At 70.3% G+C, this 21417-nt stretch carries 19 protein-coding genes; 14 read left to right on the top strand and 5 right to left on the bottom strand.

The annotated features are described in order from the left end of the window. Positions 1 to 45: 45 nt before the first annotated feature. Both ACFY3D_RS28815 and ACFY3D_RS28820 read left to right on the top strand, forming a co-directional pair. A complete protein-coding gene (locus tag ACFY3D_RS28815; protein WP_389984898.1) occupies positions 46 to 426 on the top strand; it encodes a DUF488 domain-containing protein in 381 nt (126 codons plus the stop codon). Between the two features lie 197 nt (positions 427 to 623). Next, the gene (locus ACFY3D_RS28820) at positions 624 to 1454 is read left to right on the top strand and encodes a phosphoribosylaminoimidazolesuccinocarboxamide synthase (RefSeq protein ID WP_389984901.1); all 831 of its coding nucleotides are present in this window, start codon (positions 624 to 626) and stop codon (positions 1452 to 1454) included. A gap of 250 nt (positions 1455 to 1704) precedes the next feature. Here ACFY3D_RS28820 and ACFY3D_RS28825 read toward each other — a convergent pair whose 3' ends face one another. Beyond that, positions 1705 to 2508, bottom strand: a complete 804-nt coding sequence (locus ACFY3D_RS28825; protein WP_350948503.1) for a PP2C family serine/threonine-protein phosphatase — start codon at positions 2506 to 2508, stop codon at positions 1705 to 1707. A gap of 84 nt (positions 2509 to 2592) precedes the next feature. On the opposite strand from ACFY3D_RS28825, the gene ACFY3D_RS28830 reads away from it, so the two are divergent. The 3 genes from ACFY3D_RS28830 (at position 2593) to ACFY3D_RS28840 (ending at position 6539) form a co-directional block, all read left to right on the top strand. Next, the gene (locus ACFY3D_RS28830) at positions 2593 to 4572 is read left to right on the top strand and encodes an N-6 DNA methylase (RefSeq protein ID WP_389984904.1); all 1980 of its coding nucleotides are present in this window, start codon (positions 2593 to 2595) and stop codon (positions 4570 to 4572) included. Positions 4573 to 4597: 25 nt separating this feature from the next. Then, the gene (locus ACFY3D_RS28835; RefSeq protein ID WP_389984907.1) at positions 4598 to 5491 is read left to right on the top strand and encodes a serine/threonine-protein kinase; all 894 of its coding nucleotides are present in this window, start codon (positions 4598 to 4600) and stop codon (positions 5489 to 5491) included. Positions 5492 to 5588: 97 nt separating this feature from the next. Further along, on the top strand, positions 5589 to 6539 hold the full coding sequence (locus ACFY3D_RS28840) for an MBL fold metallo-hydrolase (protein ID WP_389984910.1): 951 nt from the start codon (positions 5589 to 5591) through the stop codon (positions 6537 to 6539). A gap of 81 nt (positions 6540 to 6620) precedes the next feature. On the opposite strand, the gene ctaD is transcribed toward ACFY3D_RS28840, so the two are convergent. Beyond that, positions 6621 to 8288, bottom strand: coding sequence for a cytochrome c oxidase subunit I (gene ctaD, locus ACFY3D_RS28845; RefSeq protein WP_389985322.1), 1668 nt, complete (start codon positions 8286 to 8288; stop codon positions 6621 to 6623). 462 nt (positions 8289 to 8750) lie between these two features. Here ctaD and ACFY3D_RS28850 point away from each other — a divergent pair, with 462 nt between their 5' ends. From ACFY3D_RS28850 to ACFY3D_RS28875, 6 genes are all read left to right on the top strand, one after another. Beyond that, complete coding sequence (locus tag ACFY3D_RS28850) at positions 8751 to 10130, top strand: NAD(P)/FAD-dependent oxidoreductase (RefSeq protein WP_389984913.1); 1380 nt, start codon at positions 8751 to 8753, stop codon at positions 10128 to 10130. A gap of 196 nt (positions 10131 to 10326) precedes the next feature. Next, positions 10327 to 11292: a TIGR03557 family F420-dependent LLM class oxidoreductase gene (locus ACFY3D_RS28855; protein WP_389984916.1), complete on the top strand. Its 966-nt coding sequence runs from the start codon at positions 10327 to 10329 to the stop codon at positions 11290 to 11292. Between the two features lie 262 nt (positions 11293 to 11554). Continuing rightward, complete coding sequence (locus ACFY3D_RS28860) at positions 11555 to 11995, top strand: hypothetical protein (RefSeq protein ID WP_389984919.1); 441 nt, start codon at positions 11555 to 11557, stop codon at positions 11993 to 11995. After that, entirely contained in the window at positions 11992 to 13215 is a 1224-nt protein-coding gene (locus ACFY3D_RS28865; protein ID WP_389984922.1) for an NRAMP family divalent metal transporter, read from the top strand. The genes ACFY3D_RS28860 and ACFY3D_RS28865 overlap by 4 nt, the downstream gene beginning before the upstream one ends. 31 nt (positions 13216 to 13246) lie before the next feature. Then, positions 13247 to 14062 (top strand): PRC-barrel domain-containing protein, encoded by an 816-nt coding sequence (locus tag ACFY3D_RS28870; protein WP_389984925.1) that lies wholly within the window; start codon positions 13247 to 13249, stop codon positions 14060 to 14062. A gap of 81 nt (positions 14063 to 14143) precedes the next feature. Beyond that, the gene (locus ACFY3D_RS28875; protein WP_389984928.1) at positions 14144 to 15292 is read left to right on the top strand and encodes an NAD(P)/FAD-dependent oxidoreductase; all 1149 of its coding nucleotides are present in this window, start codon (positions 14144 to 14146) and stop codon (positions 15290 to 15292) included. Positions 15293 to 15298: 6 nt separating this feature from the next. Here ACFY3D_RS28875 and ACFY3D_RS28880 read toward each other — a convergent pair whose 3' ends face one another. The 3 genes from ACFY3D_RS28880 to ACFY3D_RS28890 form a co-directional block, all read right to left on the bottom strand. Further along, positions 15299 to 16213, bottom strand: coding sequence for an SIS domain-containing protein (locus ACFY3D_RS28880; RefSeq protein WP_389984931.1), 915 nt, complete (start codon positions 16211 to 16213; stop codon positions 15299 to 15301). A 52-nt stretch (positions 16214 to 16265) separates the two neighbouring features. After that, entirely contained in the window at positions 16266 to 16892 is a 627-nt protein-coding gene (locus ACFY3D_RS28885; protein ID WP_389984933.1) for a class I SAM-dependent methyltransferase, read from the bottom strand. 304 nt (positions 16893 to 17196) lie between these two features. Beyond that, on the bottom strand, positions 17197 to 17772 hold the full coding sequence (locus ACFY3D_RS28890) for a hypothetical protein (protein WP_389984936.1): 576 nt from the start codon (positions 17770 to 17772) through the stop codon (positions 17197 to 17199). 708 nt (positions 17773 to 18480) lie between these two features. Here ACFY3D_RS28890 and ACFY3D_RS28895 point away from each other — a divergent pair. Genes ACFY3D_RS28895 through ACFY3D_RS28905 form a run of 3 tightly spaced genes read left to right on the top strand, consistent with a single transcriptional unit; the run spans position 18481 to position 21415 of the window. Further along, positions 18481 to 19590, top strand: coding sequence for a glycosyltransferase (locus ACFY3D_RS28895; protein ID WP_389984939.1), 1110 nt, complete (start codon positions 18481 to 18483; stop codon positions 19588 to 19590). Continuing rightward, positions 19587 to 20906 carry an aromatic ring-hydroxylating dioxygenase subunit alpha gene (locus ACFY3D_RS28900; protein ID WP_389984942.1) on the top strand — a complete coding sequence of 440 codons (1320 nt, stop codon included), beginning with the start codon at positions 19587 to 19589 and terminating at the stop codon, positions 20904 to 20906. Before ACFY3D_RS28895 ends, ACFY3D_RS28900 begins: the two co-directional genes overlap by 4 nt. Next, a complete protein-coding gene (locus ACFY3D_RS28905; protein WP_389984944.1) occupies positions 20903 to 21415 on the top strand; it encodes an aromatic-ring-hydroxylating dioxygenase subunit beta in 513 nt (170 codons plus the stop codon). Before ACFY3D_RS28900 ends, ACFY3D_RS28905 begins: the two co-directional genes overlap by 4 nt. The last annotated feature ends 2 nt before the right edge of the window (positions 21416 to 21417 follow it).

Here is a 21417-nt window from a genome sequence, read left to right on the forward strand (position 1 = left end):
TCCACCGGGTGGCTGCCATCGCCGTCACCTGGGAATGACCACGTCATGGCTGAAGAACCAGAAGTACGGGTGCGCCGGATCTACGAGGAGCCGGAGGCCGAGGACGGTGCCAGGGTGCTGGTCGACCGGGTCTGGCCGCGCGGGCTCTCCAAGGAGAAGGCGCATCTTCAGGAGTGGTGCAAGGCGGTGGCGCCCTCGACCGAGTTGCGCAAGTGGTACGGCCACGATCCGGCTCGATTCGAGGAGTTCCGCCGCCGCTACCGGGCCGAACTGAAGGACCCCGAGCGGGCCGCCGCGCTGGAGCACCTGCGGGAGCTGGCGAGGCGGCGAACGGTGACGCTCCTGACCGCGACCAGGCAGGCCGACATCAGCGAGGCCGTGGTCCTGGCCGACCTGCTGCGGAGTCGACCGCGGCGTCCCACGTGAGCTTGGCACCGAGGGGAGCACGGCCCTGCGAGTAGCGAGGGCCGCCGGCCAAGGGGGTCGCGAAACTCTCCCCCGAGCAGGTGAGGGGGTGCCCGGTTGCCGGGTCGCCGCCGGATCTCGAATACGGTGGGCAGGTGTCGGTCAGCGACCGGTGGCCCGCGAGGCGGCCGCCGGGTCGAGCGAGAGCAAGGAACGCAGTGAAGCTTCTTCATTCAGGGAAGGTCCGCGACGTCTACGAGGACCGCGGGGACATCATCCTGGTGGCGTCCGACCGGGTGTCGGTGTACGACGTGATCCTGCCCACCCCGATCCCCGACAAGGGGAAGATCCTCACGCGGCTGTCACTGTGGTGGTTCGAGCAACTCGCCGACATCGTGCCCAACCACGTGATCTCGGCGACCGACGTGCCCGCCGAGTTCGAGGGGCGCGCGGTGCGGTGCAGGAAGCTGGCGATGGCGAAGGTCGAGTGCGTCGCGCGCGGCTACCTGACCGGAGGCGGGCTGAAGGAGTACCGGGAGCACGGATCGGTCTCCGGCGTACCGCTCCCGCCCGGACTCCTCGACGGCTCCAAACTGCCCGAGCCGATCTTCACCCCGTCCACCAAGGCGCCGCTCGGGCAGCACGACGAGCCCATCTCCTTCGAGGACGTCGTCGCCCTGGAGGGCGCGGAGGTCGCCGAGGAGTTCCGGCGGATCACGCTGGAGATCTACCGGCGAGGCTCCGAGCTCGCCGCGGAGCGGGGCGTCATCATCGCGGACACCAAGATCGAGCTGGGCTGGGACTCCGAGGGCACCCTCGTGCTCGGCGACGAGGTGCTCACCTCCGACTCCTCCCGCTTCTGGCCCGCCGACCGGTGGGAGCCCGGCCACGCGCAGTTCTCCTTCGACAAGCAGTACGTGCGCGACTGGGCGACCGGCACGGGCTGGGACAAGAAGGAGCCCGCTCCCGAGGTGCCCGCCGAGGTCGTGGAGGTCACCCGGCAGCGCTACATCGAAGCGTACGAACGCATCACCGGCAAAACCTGGTGAGCCCAGGAGCCCGGCGCCACAAAGGTGCCCGCCGAGGTCGTGGAGGTCACCCGGCAGCGCTACATCGAAGCGTACGAACGCATCACCGGCAAAACCTGGTGATTCCGGGAGCCCGGCGCCACCAAGCCGCGTGACCTGCCGAACGCCGGGAGCCGGTGCCCTCGGTGAGCGTCGGAGGCCAGGGCCCGCGAGTCGGGGGCCGGGGGCCCTCCTGCGGGAGGTCGCCCTCGGCCGTCCGCGGGATAGCGGGTCAGAGGGGAAGTTTCCGCTCGACCGCGGCGCCCACGATGGCCGGGCCCGGCTGGGCCGCGCCGGTGGGCGCCCCGAAGTCGGCCACGATGCAGGTGATGTTGTCGGGGCCGCCGCCCCGGTTGGCCAGGTCGATGAGCCGGCGGACGGCCTCGTCGGGGTCGGAGATCTCGGTCAGCGTGTTGAACAGGGTCTCGGGGCCGACCACGGCGGTCAGGCCGTCGGAGCAGAGCAGGTAGCGGTCCTGCGGGTAGGCCTCGCGCAGCGAAAGGTCCAGCTCCCCGTCGCCGGTGCCTTCGAGGACCCGCAGCACCATCGACCGGCGCGGGTGCTCGGCGGCCTGCTCCGGGGTGATCCGCCCCTCGTCCACCAGCGACTGGACCAGGGTGTGGTCGTGGGTGATCTGGTACAGGGCGCCGTCGCGCAGCATGTAGGCCCGGGAGTCTCCCACGTGGGCCAGGGCGAAGGTGGCACCGTTCCAGAGCATCGCGGTCAACGTGGTGCCCATGCCGCGGAGCGTGGGGTCCTGCTCGCTCATGTCGTGCAGCGTGTGGTTCACGTCCCTCGCCGCGCCCTTGAGCGCGGCGAGCAGGTCGACACCGTCGGCGGGCAGGGTGTCGTCCAGCTTCGCCATGGCTGTGACGGCAAGTGAACTGGCGACCTCTCCACCCGCGTGACCACCCATGCCGTCGGCTATGGCGAGCAGGCGTGCACTCGCGTAGCCCGAGTCCTCGTTCGCCTCACGACGGACACCCACGTCGGAGCGGGCCGCGTAGCGCAGTGCAAGTGGTTGGTTCAGTGCCATGAGGGCAGTAAATCATTGGTTGAAGCACTTCACAAGCAAAGTCGTTGTAGACCGTTGCGGCACGGTCAACTACTGTGACCCACCATGGAGGAGAGTCAGGAGATCACCGTGAACGCGGGCGACATCGCCCGGCTCGCCGGGGTCGGCAGGGCTGCGGTGAGCAACTGGCGCCGCCGCCACGAGGACTTTCCCCAGCCGGTGGGCGGCACCACCTCCAGCCCGCTGTTCTCCCTGCCCGAGATCGCCGTGTGGTTGCGCGCGAACGGCAAGTCGTTCGAGGTCTCGCTCGGCGACCTGGTCTGGCAGCGGATGCGCACCTCGGTCGACGACCTCAGGCTGGGCGAACTCGTGGGCGGAGTCGGCGCGTTCCTGCTCTTCCTGCGCCGCGAACCCACCCTCTGGCGTGATCATGGTACGAAGTCTCTCACCCGCGTGGCCGAGGTGACGACGGATCTTCCCGGCTCCGCCGATCTTCTTCTGGACGACCTCGCCCTCGTCCGGCTGGTGGCCGAGCTCGCCGCCGAGCGCGACCCGCTGGAGGTCTTCGAGTTCCTGTTCCAGCGCTACGCCGAGGCCCACTCCCGCCAGCTCCCGGTCACCAGGGACGACGTGGCCGCGCTCATGGTCGGGCTCGCGGCCGGGGAGGGCGGCGTCGTCCTCGACCCCGCGTGCGGCGTCGGGACACTGCTGCTGGGCGCGGACTCCCTCGCCGGGCCGCGCACAGGCTCACGCACGGGCTCACGGACGGGCCGCAGGGGGCGTGCCCGGTCGGAACGGAAGACCGTCCTGATGGGGCAGGAGATCAACGAGTCGAACGCGCTGCTCACCGCCGTACGGGTGCTGCTGCGCGGCGCGGAGGCGCGGATCGTCGCCGGCGACTCGCTGCGCGAGGATCGCCTCGCCGGTGAGCTCGCCGACGCCGTGGTCTGTGACCCGCCGTTCAACGAGCGGGTCTGGGGACACGAGGACCTCGCCGGTGACCCGCGCTGGGAGTACGGGCTGCCGCCGCGCGGGGAGTCGGAGCTGGCGTGGGTGCAGCACTGCCTGGCCCGGGTGAGACCGGGTGGCCTGGTGGCGATCCTGATGCCCACCGCCGCCGCCAGCCGCCGTCCCGGCAAGCGGATCCGCGGCAACCTGCTCCGGGCGGGCGCGCTGCGTGCCGTGGTGACGCTCGCACCCGGCGGTCCCGACCTGTGGATCCTCCGCAGGCCCGACGGCGGGCGTCCGCCGTCCCGGCTGCTGCTGGTGGACGCCGGTGACGACCTGTCGATCGTGGAGCCCGCCTGGCGCGCGTACCAGAAGGACCCCGAGGCCGAGCTGTCCGGCGAGAGCAGGACGGTACGGATCATCGACCTGCTCGACGACGAGGTCGACCTCGCCCCGTCCAGGCACCGCCCGCAGCACGGCGGCCCCGACCTCCTGCGCGACTTCACCGACGCCCTGGCCGGCTTCAAGGAGACCTCGGCCCTGCTCTCGGACGCCACCCCCGCCCTCCAGCCGCTCACCGAACGGCAGGACCTGCCGACCACCACGGTCGGCGAGCTGGCCAAGGCGGGACTGATCACGATCCTGCAGGCACCGGCGAGGATGTCCGCCGACGAGGGTCCCCTGCCGGTGCTGACCGCCGAGGACACCGCGGCGGGCACGCCGCCCTCCGGCCGGACCACCCTCGACCCGGCCCTGGTCATGATCCGGCCGGGTGACGTGGTGACCACCGTGCTGGGCGCGGTCAGGGTGATCACCCACGGTGGCGCGGCGCTCGGCCCGCAGCTCACGCTCTACCGGGTCGATCCGCAGCGGCTCGACCCCGGGTTCCTCGCCGGGTTCCTGCGCTCCGCCGACGCGGCCAGGATCCATCCCAGCTCCAGCCGCCTCGACGTGCGGCGGGCGCGGGTGCCGGTGCTGCCGCTGTCCGACCAGCGGATGTACGGCACCGCCTTTCGCGAGCTGTTCGAGCTGGAGGACAAACTACGTGAAACACGGACGCTGGGGGAAACGCTGATCCGGCTAGGCTTTGACGGACTGGTCGACGGCCATCTCCGGCCGTGCGACCAAGGGGCTTGATGCCCGCAGGTCCAGGGGAGGGTCGATGGTCATCGGCGACCGGTACGTGCTCGACGACCTCCCTCTCGGCCAGGGAGGCATGGGGGCCGTCTACGGCGGTCACGACAAGCATCTCGACCGCAGGGTGGCCGTCAAGTTCCTGAAGTTCCTCACCGGCCCCGACGAGGAGCTGAAGCGGCGTTTCCTGCGCGAGGCCCGCATCCTGGCCAGGCTGGAGCACCCCGGCGCTCCGGTCCTGTACGACTTCGGTACCTTCGACCAGCGGCTCTTCCAGGTGATGCAGTTCATCGAGGGCGTCACCGTGGCCGACCTGGTCAGCGAGCACGGCCCGCTCCCCGTGCCGTGGGCCGCGGCGATCGCCGCCCAGGCGTGCGCGGTGCTGACGGCCGCCCACGCGTTGTCCGTCTGCCATCGCGACCTGAAGCCGACCAATCTGATGCTCTGCCCCGACGGGAGCGTGAAGGTCCTCGACTTCGGCCTGGCCGTGCTGCGCGAGTCCGACTCCACCCAGTTCACCCGGGTGGGCCAGATCCTCGGCACCCCGTCGTACATGGCCCCCGAGCAGATCCAGCGCGGCCTGTCCGGCCCCCGCAGCGATCTCTACGCCCTCGGGTGCGTGATCCACGAGATGCTGACGGGCCGCCAGCTGTTCACCGGCCCCACCGAGTACGCGGTGTTCGAGCGCCAGGTGAAGGAACGCCCGCCACGGGTGCCCGGCATCCCTGACGAGCTGAACCGCCTCCTCGCCGACCTGCTGGAGAAGGACCCCGACGACCGCCCCTCGGGAGCCGACGTCCTCTACGAGAGGCTGCAGCCCTTCGCGGTGGACCTGCCGATGCTTCCCGGCTTCCTGCACCCGTCGTCGGTGCCGAGCCCGGGGCGGATGTACGCGCGGATGGTCGGCCGGGTCCTGGGGTGAGGCCCTGAACCGAGGCGCTGCGCTGAGGTCACGGGCTGAGGTCACGGGTTGAGGTCCCAGGCTGGGGGCCTGCGCCGAGGTCCCGGTTGGGGGGAGAATGCGACTCGTGGAAGGTCGATGGGTCGAGGTGGCGGACCGGGTGCTCGTGCGGCGGTACGCCGAGCTGGACCTGTCCGTGGGGCTGGTCATGGGCGACGGCGGCTGCCTGGTGGTCGACACGCGGGGAGACGAGCGGCAGGGGGCGGAGCTGCTCGCGGAGGTGAGACGGATCACCCGCGACCCGTGGACGGTGGCGATCACCCATTCGCACTTCGACCACAGCTTCGGCACCCGGTCCTTCCTCGGCTGCCCGGTCTGGGCGCACGAGGGCTGCCGCGCCGACCTGGTCGAGAACGGCGGCCGGGCGAGGGACGAGTGGGAACGGTACTACCGGGATCTGGGGCGGCCGGACATCGCCGACGACATCGCGAGGACCGAGATCGTGCCGCCGGACCATTTGGTGACCGACCGGACGCGGCTCGTCGTCGGGGACCGCCCGGTCGTCCTCGCCCACCTCGGCCGCGGCCACTCCGGCAACGATCTCGTCGTCCACGTGCCGGACGCCGGGGTGATCTTCGCCGGGGACCTGGTGGAGAACGGCGCGCCGCCCGCCTACGAGGACGCCTATCCCCTCGAATGGCCCGCCACACTCACCGGGCTCCTCGGCCTGCTCGACCGGCCCGACGACGGTCCCGGTCCCGATGGAACGACCGAGTTCTTCCCCAACTCCGGTGACACGACCACCCCTACCTCTACCTCCGGCTCTACCTCCGGCTCCGGCTCCGGCTCCGGCTCCGGCTCCGGCTCCGGTGGCACGGTCGTTCCCGGGCACGGCGACCCGGTCGACCGCGCGTTCGTCCTCGCACAGCACGCGGAGATCGCCGCCCTCGCCGAGTTGTGCGGGCGGGTGGCGGCAGGTCTGCTCTCCCCCGCCGACGCCGTACGCCTGTCGCCGTACCCCGAGGAGACCACCGAGATCGCCCTCGGCCGCGTCACGAGTGGCCCCTGAGAGGGGCACGGGGAAGGGAGCGGACCGCCTCGCCGGGCCCGGACGCCCTGGCGGCCCGTCGCGTCACCACCGTGCCGCCGGTCAGATCTCCTCTTTGAGCCTCGCCGCCGGGTCGAGCTGGCGCGGCTGCATCGCCACCCTCGGATGGTGCAGGTCGAAGGCGGGCCGTTCAGAACGGATGGCCGGGATCGAGGTGAAGTTGTGCCGGGGCGGGGGGCAGGAGGTGGCCCACTCCAGCGAGTTGCCGAAGCCCCACGGGTCGTCCACCGTGACGCGCGGAGCGTGGCGCGCGGTGTACCAGAGGTTGTACATGAACGGCAGCGTGGAGAGGCCGAGCAGCAGGGCGCCGATGGAGGAGATCAAATTGAGGGTGGTGAACCCGTCGAGCGCGCTGTAGTCGGCGTAGCGGCGCGGCATGCCCTCCGCGCCCAGCAGGTGCTGGACGAAGAAGGTGACGTGGAAGCCGATGAACAGCGTCCAGAAGTGCAGCTTGCCCAGCTTCTCGTTCAGCATCCTGCCGGTCATCTTCGGCCACCAGAAGTAGAAGCCGGAGAACATCGCGAACACCACGGTGCCGAAGACCACGTAGTGGAAGTGCGCGACCACGAAGTACGAGTCGTGCACGTGGAAGTCCAGCGGCGGGGAGGCCATGATGACCCCGGTCAGCCCGCCGAACAGGAACGTCACCAAAAATCCCACGGCGAACAGTATGGGCGTGTCGAATGAGATGTGCCCCCGCCACATGGTCCCGATCCAGTTGAAGAACTTCACCCCGGTCGGGACCGCGATCAGGAACGACATGAACGAGAAGAACGGCAGCAGCACCCGGCCCGTGGCGAACATGTGGTGCGCCCACACCGTCATCGACAACCCCGCGATGGCGATCGTCGCACCGATCAGGCCGATGTAGCCGAAGAGCGGCTTGCGGCTGAAGACGGGGATCACCTCGGTGATGATGCCGAAGAACGGCAGCGCGATGATGTAGACCTCCGGATGGCCGAAGAACCAGAACAGGTGCTGCCACAGGATCGGCCCCCCGGTCTGCGGGTCGTAGATGTGGGCACCGAACTTGCGATCGGCCAGCAGGGCGAGCAGCGCGGCGGCCAGCACCGGGAAGGCCATCAGCACCATGACACCGGTGAGCAGCGTGTTCCAGGTGAAGATCGGCATGCGGAACATCGTCATCCCCGGGGCCCGCATGCAGATGATCGTGGTGATGAAGTTCACCGAGCCGAGGATCGTGCCGAGCCCGGACATCGTCAGGCCCACGATCCACAGGTCTCCGCCGAGCTGCGGGGAGTAGGTCGCGTGGGAGAGCGGCGTGTACCCCGTCCAGCCGAAGTCGGGGGCGCCCCCGCCGGTGAGGAAACCGAAGCTCGCGATGAGCCCGCCGAACAGGAAGAGCCAGAAGCTCACCATGTTGAGCCGGGGGAAGGCCACGTCGGGCGCCCCGATCTGCAGCGGCATGACCACGTTCGCGAACCCGGCGAACAGCGGTGTGGCGAACAGCAGCAGCATGAGGGTGCCGTGCATGGTGAACAGCTGGTTGTACTGCGCCGTGGTCAGCACCTGCAGTCCCGGCTGGGCGAGCTCCCCCCTGATGACCATGGCCATCAGCCCGGCGAACAGGAAGAAGACGAACGACGTCATCAGGTACATGTAGCCGATGACCTTGTGATCGGTGCTGGTGAGCCAGCGCACGACGATCGAGCCCGGCTCCTTCGCGCGTGGCGCCAACGGTGAGGTCAGCGGCTCCTCGCGTGACTGTTCGGAGGTCGTCACGACCCACCCCCTTCGAACCGGCTCGCCCTCGAACCCGCCGTTCCACATCGGCCCTCGAAGGCGGGTCGATCCTCGGGCCGGCCCATCCCCGAAGCAGACCCGCCCTCTCGAACCGGCCGTTTCACATCAGCCGATCCCTCAACAAACCGGATCATCCTCGAATCGGCGCGGCATCTGGATTCCACCGCCTTCTCCCGGCCATCCCCAGGGAAAGCGGCTCCCACTCGCCCGCCCCGCCATCTTGCCCGCGCGATGACCTGGCGATTAATACTCCTTATCCGCTCCCCTGGCATTCCGCGTCCCCGCGTCCCACCCGCTCACCGCGATGTCCGTACGAGCCGCGTGGGCAATATGGGACGGCCCATCACGCTTGACCCGGGGGCAGAGGGGGCACGCCGCTGGAAACGGAGTGCCGAAAGGAGCGACGTCATGGGTGAACGACAACGAGTCGTCGTGATCGGAGGAGGGTTCGCGGGTTTCACCGCGGTCCGTACCCTCTCCCGGATCGCGAAGGGCGCGGTCGAGATCGTCCTGATCAATCCGACCGACTACTTCCTCTACCTGCCCCTGCTGCCGGAGGTCGCGGCGGGCATCCTCGACGCCCGCAAGGTGGCGGTCCCGCTGGCGGGCGACTATCCCGGCGTGCGGTATCTGCTCGCCACGGCGGACAGCGTCGACATCGAGGCGCGCCGCGTGAAGTGCACCGACGCCGAGGGCAACCACCGCGAACTGGGCTACGACCGCCTGGTGGTCGCGGTCGGCAGCGTCAACAAACTCCTCCCCGTACCCGGGGTCGCCGAGTACGCCCACGGCTTCCGCAGCATCGTCGAGGCCCTCTACCTGCGCGACCACCTGATCCGCCAGGTCGAGCTCGCCGACGCGTCCGACGACCCCGAGGAGCGCGCGGCCAGGTGCACCTTCGTGGTCGTGGGCGCCGGGTACACCGGGACCGAGGTCGCGGCGCAGGGCCAGCTGCTCACGAACGCCCTCCGCAGGCACCGGCCGAGGCTGCGCGACCAGCCGATGCGCTGGATCCTCGCCGACATCGCCCCACGCATCCTCCCCGAGCTGGACGAACGCCTGTCGCGGAGCGCGTACCGGACGCTGTCCGAGCGGGGCATGGAGATTCTCACCGAGACGAGCGTGGCCGAGGCGACGGCCGAGGGGGTGAAGCTCTCCGACGGGGAGTTCGTACCGACCAAATCCCTGATCTGGTGCGTCGGCGTGCGCCCCGACCCGATGGTGGAATCCCTGGGTCTGCCGACCGTGAAGGGGCGTCTGCGCGTCGACGAGTACCTGAGGGTGCCCGGCCACCCGGAGATCTTCGCCTGCGGCGACGCGGCCGCGGTCCCCGACCTCACCCGGCCCGGCGAGTACACGGCGATGACCGCCCAGCACGCCAGCCGCCAGGGCAGACGGGCCGCCCGCAACATCGCCGCCTCCTACGGCCACGGGCGGCTCCGGCCGTACAAGCACAGCGACCTGGGGTTCGTCGTCGACCTGGGAGGGACCGGCGCCGCCGCGAACCCGCTGGGCGTGCCGCTTTCGGGCATGGCGGCCAAGGTGGTCACCCGGGGTTACCACCTGCTGTCCATCCCGAGCAACCGGGCGCGCATCGCGGGAAGCTGGCTGCTGGACCTGCTGACGCCCCGCCAGACCGTCCAGCTGGACGTGGTCCGCGGCACGGCGGTCCCGCTCAAGCACACCACCCCCCAGGCTCCGCACGCCCCGCACGCCCCGGACGGGGAGGCGTCGAAGGCGGACACCCCACGAAAGGCGGGCGCCTCCGCGAAGGCGGGCGACCCGTAACCGGGTCACTCGTAGCCGGGTCACTCGTAGCCAGGCCACTCGTAGCCAGGCCACTCGTAGCCGGGCGATCCACCGACAGACGACTCGAAGGCGGGCGATGTGGAGGCAGGCCACTGGTAGATGGGCGATTCGTAAAGGACGGCGATATTTTCGGCTCTTCCGGCGATGCTCGCGGAAAGCCGGGTAGGGGCGGGGTATGGCAAAGATCGGTTACACGATGATGTGTGAGCAGACGCCCGCCAGGCAGCTGGTCCAGGACGTCGCGACGGCCGAGCGGGTCGGTTTCGACTACGCGGTCATCTCCGACCACTACTTCCCGTGGCTGGAGGAGATGGGCCACTCCCCGTACGCCTGGTCGGTGCTCGGCGCGGCGGCGCAGGCCACCCGGCACCTGCCCCTGATGACGTACGTGACCTGCCCGATCATGCGTTACCACCCCGCGGTGGTGGCGCAGAAGGCGGCGACGATGGGCGTGCTGAGCGAGGGCCGCTTCACGCTCGGGCTGGGCGCGGGCGAGAACCTCAACGAGCACGTGACAGGTCAGGGCTGGCCGTCCGCCGACACCCGGCACGGGATGTTCCGCGAGGCCGTGCAGATCATCAGGGAGCTGTTCGAGGGCGGGTACGTCACCTACCGCGGCGAGTTCTTCGACGTCGACTCGGCCAAGCTGTACGACCTGCCGGACCGGCCCGTCCCGCTCGCGATCGCCGCCTCCGGCGGCCAGTCGGGGAAGATCGCCGCCGAGCATGGCGACGCGCTCGTCGCGACCGATCCCGACTCGGACCTGGTACGCCTGTTCGCCGGGGAGGGCGGCACGGGCAAGCCCGTCTACGGCCAGCTCGCCGTCTGCTACGACCCCGACGTGGAGGCCGCCAGGGAGCGGGCGCACCGGCTGTGGCGCTGGTCGGTGGCCGGGTGGAAGGTGATGGCCGAGCTTCCGGGGCCCGTCAACTTCGCCGCCGCCACCGGGACCGTGCGCCCGGAGGACGTCGCGGCCAAGGTGCCGTGCGGCCCCGACGTGGACGCCGTGGTGGAGGCGGTACGCGCCTACACCGACGCCGGTTTCACCCACGTCGCCCTCGTCCAGATCGGTCACGAGCACCAAGACGCGTTCTTCGACTGGTCGGAGAAGGAGCTCCTTCCCGCCCTGAGCAACCTCTAGCCATCGGTAGCCATCCCCGATCCCCGGCCTGGCTCTGAGCCCCCTCGCCGTCGGCTTCCGGGCCCCTGGCCCGAGCGGCCTGCGGTCACCGGCTCCCCCTCTGGCCCGCCCCCGCGGGGTGGGGAGAGGGAGACAGGAATAGGGCGGGTGTTCGGGGGCACAGGCCTCAGGTGATCGATGAGGGGCTCGTGCTACTCATGGCGTGGGCACAGCTGCTCGGCCTGCTGGGCGTGCTGGCCTACTTCCTGCTGCGGCCGGGCCGATGAGGCGGCCCGGCGCTCTCGGGACTCTCGGGATACTCGCGGCGCTGCTGGCGGGCTGTGTCAGCCCGGCCTGGGACGACCACGACTACTCCCTGAAAGCCGCGGCGACCGCCGAGGCGGCGGCCTCCAGTCTGGAGATCGTCCGCCTCGCCGTCGCGAACGAGGCCAGGCTGACCACCCCGTACCTGAAGACGGTGCTGACCGAGGCCGCCGAGGAGACCGGGGGTCTCGGCACGCAGTTCGGCGGGGTGCAGCCGCCGACCGAGGCCGCCGACCGGGTCCAGGCAGAGGTGCTGGACCTGACCGGGCGGGCCGAGGAGCAGGTGAGCGACCTGCTCGTCCAGGTCAGGCGGGACGGCGTCGAGGACCCCGCGCGGGCCGTACGCGAGCTGGAGAAGCTGGCCGCGGAGCTGCGGAGGTTCGGGGAGGCGCACCGGTGAAGAAGCTGTTCGCCGTGACGCTGGGCATCCTCACCGCCTTCGGTGGTTTCGTCGACATCGGCGACCTGGTGGCCAACGCCCTGGTCGGGGCCAGGTTCGGGATGTCTCTGGCCTGGGTGGTGGTCGTCGGGGTGGTGGGCATCTGCCTGTTCGCCGAGATGTCCGGGCGGATCGCCGCGGTCTCGGGACGGCCCGTCTTCGACCTGGTCAGGGAGCGGCTGGGCCCCCGGGCGGGTCTGGCCAATCTGGGGGCGTCGTTCTTCATCAACGTCCTCACCCTCGCCGCCGAGATCGGCGGCGCCGCCCTGGCACTGGAGCTGGCGACGGGAATCAACTACCTGCTGTGGGTACCGGGTGTCGCGCTCGTCGCGTGGCTGGTGATGTGGCGGGTGAAGTTCGAGACGATGGAGCGGGTCTTCGGGCTGGCCGGACTCGCACTGGTGGTGTTCGCGGTGGCGTTGTGGCAGCTCGGACCCGACTGGGGTGAGCTGGGTGCCCAGCTCACCCAACCGCCGCCCGACGAGGGCGTGCCCACCTACTGGTACTACGCGATCGCTCTGCTCGGTGGCGCGATGACGCCCTACGAGGTGTTCTTCTTCTCCTCGGGCGGGGTGGAGGAGCGCTGGACGCGCCGGGACCTGGTGACCGAGCGGGCCAACGTCTTCGTCGGCTTCCCGCTCGGCGGGTTCCTGTCGATCGCCATCGCCGCCTGCGCGGCGACCGTCTTCTTCCCGGTGCAGGCCCAGGTGGACACGCTCGGGCAGATGCTGCTCCCGGTGGGCCTCGGCCTGGGACAGGTGGGGCTCGCCGCGGTGATCCTCGGGGTGTTCGCGGCCACGTTCGGGGCGACTCTGGAGACCGCGCTGTCGTCGGGTTACACCATCAGCCAGTACTTCGGCTGGCAGTGGGGCAAGTTCGTCCGTCCCCGGGACGCGGCCCGGTTCCACGCGGTCGTCCTGGCCGTGGTGATCGTCGCCACCGCGTTGATCCTGACGACCATCGACCCGATCAAGGTGACGGAGTATTCGCTGGTCTTCGCCGCCGCCGCGCTCCCGCTCACCTACCTGCCCGTCCTGATGATCTCCAACGATCCCGACTACATGGGGGACCGGGTCAACGGCCGCCTCTCCAACGCCCTGGGGACGGCGTACATGGTGCTGCTCCTCGTGGTCGCGGTGGCCGCGATCCCCCTGATGATCGCGACGAAGGCGGGACAATGACCGGGGCGACGGCTACGAGAGGGACGGGCCGATGACCGAGGCCAGGCGAATCCACGTCCAGCTGCACCTGCTGGACCGTCAGGTCGTACTGGCGGGCGACGGCCACCTACTGTGCAAGGTCGACGACCTGGAGCTCGGCCACGACGCCGAGGGCCGCCCTTATCTGACCGCGATCCTGTACGGACCGCTCGCCCTGGGCCCGCGCATCGGAGGAGTTCCCGGACGCCTGATGGTCGCCGTGACCGGCCTGCTGAGACCCGAGAGGCACCCCGAGCCCCAGCGCGTCCCGATGGTCCTGGTGACCGAGATCGGCAGCGCCGTCACCGTCGCGGGCCGACAGGCGGCGCCCGCCCTGGAACGGTGGGTTAGGAAGAACATCATCGCCAAGATCCCCGGCAGCGGCGACGGGGACGATGGCGATGGCGATGGCGGACGCGACGACGGGGACGACATCGGCCGAAGCGGCGGCGAAGGAGGCGTCCGTCCGCCCAGGGTGAGCGACCTCATCGGCCGCCCGGTCGTCGACTCCGGCGGAGGGCGGGTGGGCCAGGTCGCCGACGTGCGGTTCGACCAGGACGGTCCACTGATCGAGGAGGTGCGGAACGCCTTCCGGTTCAACGGACTGATCGTGGTACCCCGCCACACCGGCCGGCTGTTCGGCTACGAGCGCGGGCCCGGCGGCCGTGCCCCCTGGCTGGTCAGAGAAGTGATCCGCAGGCTGCACCGGAACAGCCGGTTCGCCGCCTGGTCCCAGATCGCCTCACTCGGCGGTGAGGCCGTGCGTCTGTCCGTACCCGTCGGCGAGCTGTCGCCGCTCAGGGAACTGTACGAACCCGACCCGAGCTGACCTCGCCCGGTCCCGCACGTACCGCCAGGAAGATCCACCGCGTGGAGGTTCCCCCCGGGTGTACGGGGAAGGCTCCCCGGGGTGGATGACGTCTGGGATCTGGTGGTCGTCGGCGGCGGGCCCGCGGGGGCGGCCGCGGCCCTGCGCGCGAGACAGCTCAGGCCCGAGGCGCGGGTCCTGCTGCTCGACAGGGCCGACTTCCCCCGCGACAAGGCCTGCGGTGACGGCATCGCCGCCCACGGACGCGACGAGCTCGCCCTGCTGGGCGTTCCCGACCTCATCGCCGACTACCGGCCGACACGGCGCCTGGCGGTGGTCTCCCCCGGTGGCGCCCGCGTCTCGGCCACTTCCGCCAGGTCCAACCACGTCGTGCCTCGCAAGGTCTTCGACGCCCGCCTCGTCGACGCCGCCCGCGCCCGCGGTGTCGAGGTCCGCCGCCACCAGGTCCGCGCGCTCGCCGCTCTCGGCGATCACGTGGTTCTCGACGGCACCGTCACCGCCCGCGCCGTGGTCGCCGCGGACGGGGCCAACTCGACCGTACGGCGCCTCATCGGCGTTCCCCCCTCCCCCGAGAAGCACACCGCGATCGCCGTGCGCGGCTACGCCGATGTGCCCGCCGACGACGACGTCCAGTCGATCTTCATGCAGCAGGACGGGTGGCCCGCGTACGCGTGGTCGTTCCCGATCGGCGACGGGACCGCCAACGTCGGCTACGGCATGCTCCTGCCCCGGTTGCACGCCACCGGCCTGCCGGGCAAGGAGGTGCTGCACGGACGGCTCGCCGAGCTGCTGCCCCACGTGAACGCCCGCGACCTGCGCGCCCACCATCTTCCCCTCTCCCCCGGCCGTCCCGGGCCGGGTTCGGGGCGGGTGCTGCTCGCCGGTGACGCCGCGGGTCTCATCAACCCGCTCACCGGCGAGGGCATCTTCTACGCGCTGCTTTCCGGCCGGCTCGCCGGGGAGGCCGCCGTCCAGGCGGCGGACGACCCGCTGCCCGCCTACCGGCGCGGCCTGAGAAAGGCTCTCGGCCGGCACCTGCGTACCACCGACGTGCTCGCCCTCGCCTCCCAGTCACCCGGCTTCATCGACGCCGCGATCGACACCGCCGCCCGCCGCAAGGAGGTGTTCGACCTGCTGGTCGACGTGGGTCTGGGCGCGGGCACCGTGCCGCTGCCGCTGGCGCTGGCCGTGGTCCGCCGCTGGCTGCTGAACGCCGCCCGGCGCCGCTGAGGGCGACTACCCGAGGATCACCGAGCGGGTCAGGTTGCGCGGGTTGTCCGGGTCGAGGCCGCGCGACCGGGCCAGCTCCACCGCGAGCCGCTGGGCCCGGATCAGGTCGGCCAGCGGGTCGAGGGTGGTGGCCGTGGTCAGGGCTCCGGTGCGGGCGACGTCGTCGAGCAGTCTCTCCTGACCGCCGAAGAACCACACCAGGCTGTTCTCGTCGGCGACGCTGATCGGCCCGTGCCGGTACTCCATCGCGGGGTAGGCCTCCGACCAGGCGAGAGCGGCCTCCCTGAGCTTCAGCGCCGCTTCCTGGGCGAGACCGTTGGTCCAGCCGCTGCCGAGGAAGGTGAACTGCCGCCGCGAGATCGCCCCCTCGGGGAGCGGTGTGGTGAGCGCGGTCTCGGCCTGGGCCGCGAGGTCGGCGGGGGCCTCCCCGAGGTGCGCGCGGAGCAGGGCGAGAGCGCTGGTGGCGAACCGGGTCTGCACCACGGAACGCTCGTCGGCGAACTCCAGCGCGATCACCGTCTTGGCCAGGCCGGTGACCGGGGTCGCCGGGTCGGCGGTGACGGCGGCCGTCGGGACGTCGCCCGCCGCGTCGAGAACGCGCAGCACCTCGGTCGTGGTCCCGGACCTGGTGATCGCGACCAGCCGGTCGTAGCGGCGCGCCGGCAGCTCGGAGGCGGGGAACGCGTCGGTCTCCCCCTGCCCGGAACGCTCGCGCAGCACCGCGTACGCCTGCGCCATGTACAGCGAGGTGCCGCAGCCGATCACGGCGACGCGCTCACCCGTCTCCGGCAGCCCCGCCGGACTCGCCGCGCCGAGATCCAGCGCCTGCCGCCAGCACGCGGGCTGGTCGGCGATCTCCTTCAGGACGTACTCCACGGGTGCCTCCTCGTCGATGCCCGTTCCCTCTCGTACCCCGCTCATGAGGGTGCAGCGCCTCACCGGCACCGGAATCACGCGGGTGGAAGGCGGCGGGTCACGGCCGGACGGCGAGCACCCGGAAGTCGACGCCGCGTGTCATCCGGGACACCGACTCGATCCGGAACCCCGCCTGCTCCAGGAACGGCCGGGGGTCGCGGGTGAGGTGGTCGGCCGCGAACCGCACGAACAGCGGTTCCACCACCCGCATCCCGGCGCGGACGATCGGGTTGCTCGACGGCCCGTGCTCGGCCAGCACGAACCTGCCGCCCGGCTTGAGCACGCGGTATGCCTCGCGCGCCGCGGCCGCCGGGTCCGGGATGGTGCACATCGTGAACGTGGACAGCACGGTGTCCGCGTGGCCGTCGGGCAGCTCCAGGCGCTGCACGTCGCCCTGCCGCAACTCCACCCGCTCGCCGAGCCCTTCCCGCGCCACCCGCCGCCGCGCCAGCTCCAGCATGCGCTCGGACAGCTCGATGCCGACCACCGTGACGTCGGCGCCGTACAGCGGCAGGTTGAGCCCGGTGCCGACCGCGATCTCCACCGTACGGCCGCGCGCCTGCTCGACGGCCCACTGTCTGCTCCCCGGAAACAGGCGCCGCTCCCAGACCCGCATCTGGTCGTCGTACCGATCCGCCATCCGGTCGAACACCCGCCGCACGTCGGCATCCGTGGTGGTACGCATCAAGCACCCCTTCTGGAACGGAACCCCCGCGAGATCACTTCGCCGCCGTGAAGCGGCGAAGGACCGCCCCTGTCCGGGCGACGACCGTCATCCGGCCATCCGGCCGAGACTCCGCCCGCCTGTCGTCACACCCCGTCATCGCGGCCGGTCGCCTGGTTTACCTGCCAACGAACCGGTCCCCGGTCCCGTTCCCGTGACATTCGCCGCGAACCGGCCCCGTTCCTATGGCATCCGCCGCGAACCGCCCGCCGGACCCGGATCGGCGGCCCACGGCGATGCCCGAAATCGATGCCCGAAATGCGGTCTACTGCACCCTGAACTTCTCCCAGGGGCCGACCTTCGAGCCGCGGGCGCGCAGCATCCCGTACTTGTCGCCCTTGTTGCCGAGTTCCGCCGACACGTAGCTCGGGGAGGGGACGGCGAGGTTCCTGATCGACACACAGCCCGTCCCGCAGGAGGCGATGTGGAACCTCTCCCAGGTGCCGGCCGAGGACGCGCGGGCGCGCAGCATCCCGCGGTCGCCTCCCGACCAGCCGAACTCCGCGGACACGTACTTGCCGTTCGCCAGGGATTTGATCGTGTAGTTGCGGCCGTTGTAGCAGATCGAGAACCTCTCCCAGGGGCCGACCTTCGTGGCGCGGGCGCGCAGCATCCCGTACTTGTCGCCCGACCAGCCGAACTCCGCGGACACGTACCTGCTGTTCGCCAGCGACTTGATGCTGCGGGTCTGACACTTCACGGCGGACGCCTCACCGCCCGTCGCCGTGACGAGCGACGACGCGGCCCCCGAGGTCGTCGACCGGGCCAGCACGGGCGCGGGCGCGGCCACCGTGCCGACACCGGCCAGGACGAGAGACGTGGCGACCATGAGCTTCTTCACAAAACCCCCTATTGATCGGCAAATGCCGTCGATCATTATGGGGCCCGCAGGACCGGGACCGCCTCCGGGAGGTGAGCGCGGCCGAGGTGACGTCTACGGAAGCCTCCACCCGGAACACGGTGAGAGTCCCTTCCGTCACAGGGCGGAGCCGCACTTCGGGCACGTCTCCTAGCCTGTGCCGCGAAAAACGTCTGTGCCGCGAAAACTCACGTCGACCTCAGCCTCGCGACCCGATGTTCCGGGCTTCCCGCGCGCCACCGCGGTGTGCTCCAGGCTTGTTTTCAGGAGTGCCTGAATCACATTACTCATCAGGAATGCCCTCCTTGATCAGAAGTTACCTCGAAAAACGTACAATCCATATCAATTCATAAAATTCATGCCAAAAGCACGATTTAGACGTCGTTGACATGATGTGTCCCCTCGGCGATGGTGGGGAATGCGTAGAGCTTCATAGCAGTGCCCAGACGTCGACGGCCCCTTTCGCCTGCCGGGCGTTTTCGCCTGTCCGGAGGCGGAGTTCCGCCGTTCGCCCGTCGCCGTCTCGACTCGTTTCCGAAGGCAGGAGGGTGTCGCGGTCGTAGCTGCTGTGGTGCACCCGGAGCCGGATTCCGAGTCGGCCTGGTCGTCTTCTTTCCATGAATCGGAGATTTGATGCGCGTTGCCCTCCTCACCACGACTCAGCATGGTCACCTGAACCCGTATATTCCGGTGCTCAATGCGCTCCGAACCGCCGGCAGTGAGGTCGCGCTGCTGCTGTTGTCCGCCGACGGTGGCACGCTCGACGAACAGCGTCGCCAGGCCCTGGGTGAGACGCCGGTCCACGCGATCGGGAAGGTCGAGATGGCGCCGTGGAGCGGCGACCCGGCGAAGATCGGCCCGATGCTCCGGTCGTCGCCGGTGGCGGAGCAGACGGCCAAGGCGCTCCGCGAGACGGCGCCGGACTTCGTACTCGTCGATTCGCTGCCGGTCACGGCGTCGGCCATGGTCGGCGCGGAGGCATCCGGCGTGCCGTACGGGATGATCTGGGCCAACCTGGGCGGAGTATGCCCGCGCGAGCATCGACGAGGTCGCTGGCCGTACGACGAGCAGGTCGGCGCCTATCTGACCGGGCACGGGGTGTTGTGGTCGACCCGGACCCATTCGGCGCGTTCGCCGATTCTCAACCTGATGCCGACGATTCCCGCCCTCGTCGGGGACGACGCGGTCACCGACGACGGTGTGCAGCTGGTCGGGTTGCCGGGTGCGGCGGGGACCCGCGGCGACGAGGTCGCCTTCTCCGGCCTGGATCGGATCGACCCCGACCGCCCGCTGGTGTACGTCTCCTTCGGCACGATCTTCTACCGGCGGCCGGACCTGCTGCGTACGGTGATCACCGGGGCGGCGGCGACCGGTGCGCAGGTGATCGCCGCGGTGGGAGATCTCGCCGAGGAGCTCGCACTGCCCGACGAAGTGCTCACCGCCCCCTATCTACCGCAACGTGAGGTGCTCGAACGCGCCGACGTGTTCATCACCCACGGCGGCTACAACTCCGTGGCGGAGTCGATCCGGGCGGCGACACCGATGCTGGTGATCCCGCTGGCCGTGGACCAGCCCATCCAGGCGTACTTCGTGGACAGGGCGGGCTTCGGGACGGCGCTGGAGCCGGCCGGCGTCACCGAGCAGGCGGTCGCCGACGCCGTCACCGACCTGCTCGATCCCGCCCGGGACCACCGGGCCCGGCTGCGCGCCGCGCAGCCGGAGTGCGGCGATTCCGCCGTGCGCACGGCCGAGCTGGTCATCGGCGCGGTCGAGACGCTACAGCGAAAGAGGGAGCAGTGACGATCGAACCGCGGCGGCCGGTGGGCGACCCGATCGTGCTCGACGATCTTGAGCGCCTCTCGTTCCGGGTGGATCGCCGCGCCTACACCGACGACGACCTGGCCGCACAGGAGATGACCAGGATCTTCGATCGCTGCTGGTTGTACGTCGGGCACGAATCGGAGGTGCCGGGACCGGGCTCCTACGTGTCACGCGACGTCGGCGGGCGCCCGGTGGTCATGGCGCGCGGGTCCGACGGGGTGATCCGGGTCTTCGCGAACAGCTGCACCCACCGCGGTGCCCTGATCTGCTCGCAGCCCGCCGGGCAGGCCAGATCGTTCCGGTGCCCGTACCACGACTGGACGTTCTCCAACCAGGGCGACCTGGTCGGGGTCCCGATCCCCGACGGGTACGGGCCGGGCTTCCGCAAGGCGGACTTCGGCCTGGCACAGCACCGCAGTGACGGCTACCGAGGTTTCGTGTTCGTCACCTTCGATGCGGAGCAGCCGCGCACCCTGACCGAGTACCTGGCGGGCGCGACGGAGTACCTCGACCTGATCGACGACCAGTCCGAGGTCGGGATGGAGGTGATCCAGGGGGCGCAACTCCACGGGGCCCGGGCCAACTGGAAGCTCATGATGGAGAACAGCGTCGACATCTACCACTTCCGTGCCCTGCACAAGCGCTACGTCGGCTACATGGAGTCGCTGGGGTCGGTGCCGCCACGGCGACGAGGCGGCTTCGGCCGCGCCCTCGGACTGGGGCACGGAGCCAACGAGCTGCCACCGGCGGCGGCCCGCCCGCTCGCCTACTGGACGCCGATGTTCGGCCCCGAGGTCCGGCCGCGGATCGAGGCGACGGCCGCGCGGTTCGTCGACCGGTTCGGCGCCGAACGCGCCGAACGCATCACCGGCACCAATCGCGCGGTGCTGATCTTCCCCAACCTGATGATCATCGACGCGATCGCGATCACGATCCGCAAGATCGACCCGGTCGGCGCCGGCCAGATGGCCATCACCTCGGTCGCCCTCACCCCCAAGGACGAGGATCCGGACATCCGGGAACTCCGCAAGAGTCACTACCTGACGTTCCTCGGCCCCGCGGGCTTCGCCACCCCCGACGACATCGAGATCGTCGAGTCGTGCCAGCGGGGTTATCTCAACCGCACGGTCCGCTACTCGGATCTGTCCCGCGGTATGAACAAGGAGGTCCCGGAGACGACCGACGAGCTTCCGGCCCGCGAGTTCTGGCGGCAGTGGGACCGGTTGATGCACGGCGACGACGGTCACCTCGAAATCGCCCACCGGGCCGAGATGCAAGGGGCGCAACCACGATGACCATCGAGCTGACGGTCGACGAAGCGGCCCAGGTGCGGTTGTGGCACCGGGTGAGCCAGTTCCTTTTCCGTGAGGCGCGGCTGCTCGACGAGTGGCGCCTGCGCGAGTGGTGCGACGAGATGCTGACCGACGACATCCGCTACTCGGTGCCTGCCACCGACGTCCGCGGCGAGACGGCCGACGCGCTCGGGCTCATCGACGACGACGCCGCCCGGCTGCGCCAGCGGATCGAACAGCTCCTCAACGGCGAGGTGTGGTGCGAGAACCCCCGGTCGCGGACGAATCGGATGATCGGCAACGTGGAGATCCTGACCGATCGGGGCACGCACCTCGACGTGGCGGCGAACGTCGTCGTGTACCGGTTCGGGCACGGACGCTCTGACGTCTACGTCGGAAAATACCGGTTCGAGCTCGTGGTCGAGAGCGAGTCGTTCCGGATCAGGAAACGGGTCGTGGTGCTCGACCACGAGACGTTGTACGAGCACGGAAAGCTCAGCATCATCCTGTGATC

The organism is Streptosporangium sp. NPDC000509 (assembly GCF_042898365.1).
GTDB lineage: Bacteria > Actinomycetota > Actinomycetes > Streptosporangiales > Streptosporangiaceae > Streptosporangium.

Bases quoted from the DNA above. Each gene is read 5' to 3' on its own strand.
- ACFY3D_RS28815 (WP_389984898.1), top strand. From the start codon at position 46: ATGGCTGAAGAACCAGAAGTACGGGTGCGCCGGATCTACGAGGAGCCG.
- ACFY3D_RS28825 (WP_350948503.1), bottom strand. From the start codon at position 2,508: ATGGCACTGAACCAACCACTTGCACTGCGCTACGCGGCCCGCTCCGAC.
- ACFY3D_RS28830 (WP_389984904.1), top strand. From the start codon at position 2,593: ATGGAGGAGAGTCAGGAGATCACCGTGAACGCGGGCGACATCGCCCGG.
- ACFY3D_RS28835 (WP_389984907.1), top strand. From the start codon at position 4,598: ATGGTCATCGGCGACCGGTACGTGCTCGACGACCTCCCTCTCGGCCAG.
- ACFY3D_RS28840 (WP_389984910.1), top strand. From the start codon at position 5,589: ATGCGACTCGTGGAAGGTCGATGGGTCGAGGTGGCGGACCGGGTGCTC.
- ACFY3D_RS28850 (WP_389984913.1), top strand. From the start codon at position 8,751: ATGGGTGAACGACAACGAGTCGTCGTGATCGGAGGAGGGTTCGCGGGT.
- ACFY3D_RS28855 (WP_389984916.1), top strand. From the start codon at position 10,327: ATGGCAAAGATCGGTTACACGATGATGTGTGAGCAGACGCCCGCCAGG.
- ACFY3D_RS28860 (WP_389984919.1), top strand. From the start codon at position 11,555: ATGAGGCGGCCCGGCGCTCTCGGGACTCTCGGGATACTCGCGGCGCTG.
- ACFY3D_RS28870 (WP_389984925.1), top strand. From the start codon at position 13,247: ATGACCGAGGCCAGGCGAATCCACGTCCAGCTGCACCTGCTGGACCGT.
- ACFY3D_RS28880 (WP_389984931.1), bottom strand. From the start codon at position 16,213: ATGAGCGGGGTACGAGAGGGAACGGGCATCGACGAGGAGGCACCCGTG.
- ACFY3D_RS28885 (WP_389984933.1), bottom strand. From the start codon at position 16,892: ATGCGTACCACCACGGATGCCGACGTGCGGCGGGTGTTCGACCGGATG.
- ACFY3D_RS28905 (WP_389984944.1), top strand. From the start codon at position 20,903: ATGACCATCGAGCTGACGGTCGACGAAGCGGCCCAGGTGCGGTTGTGG.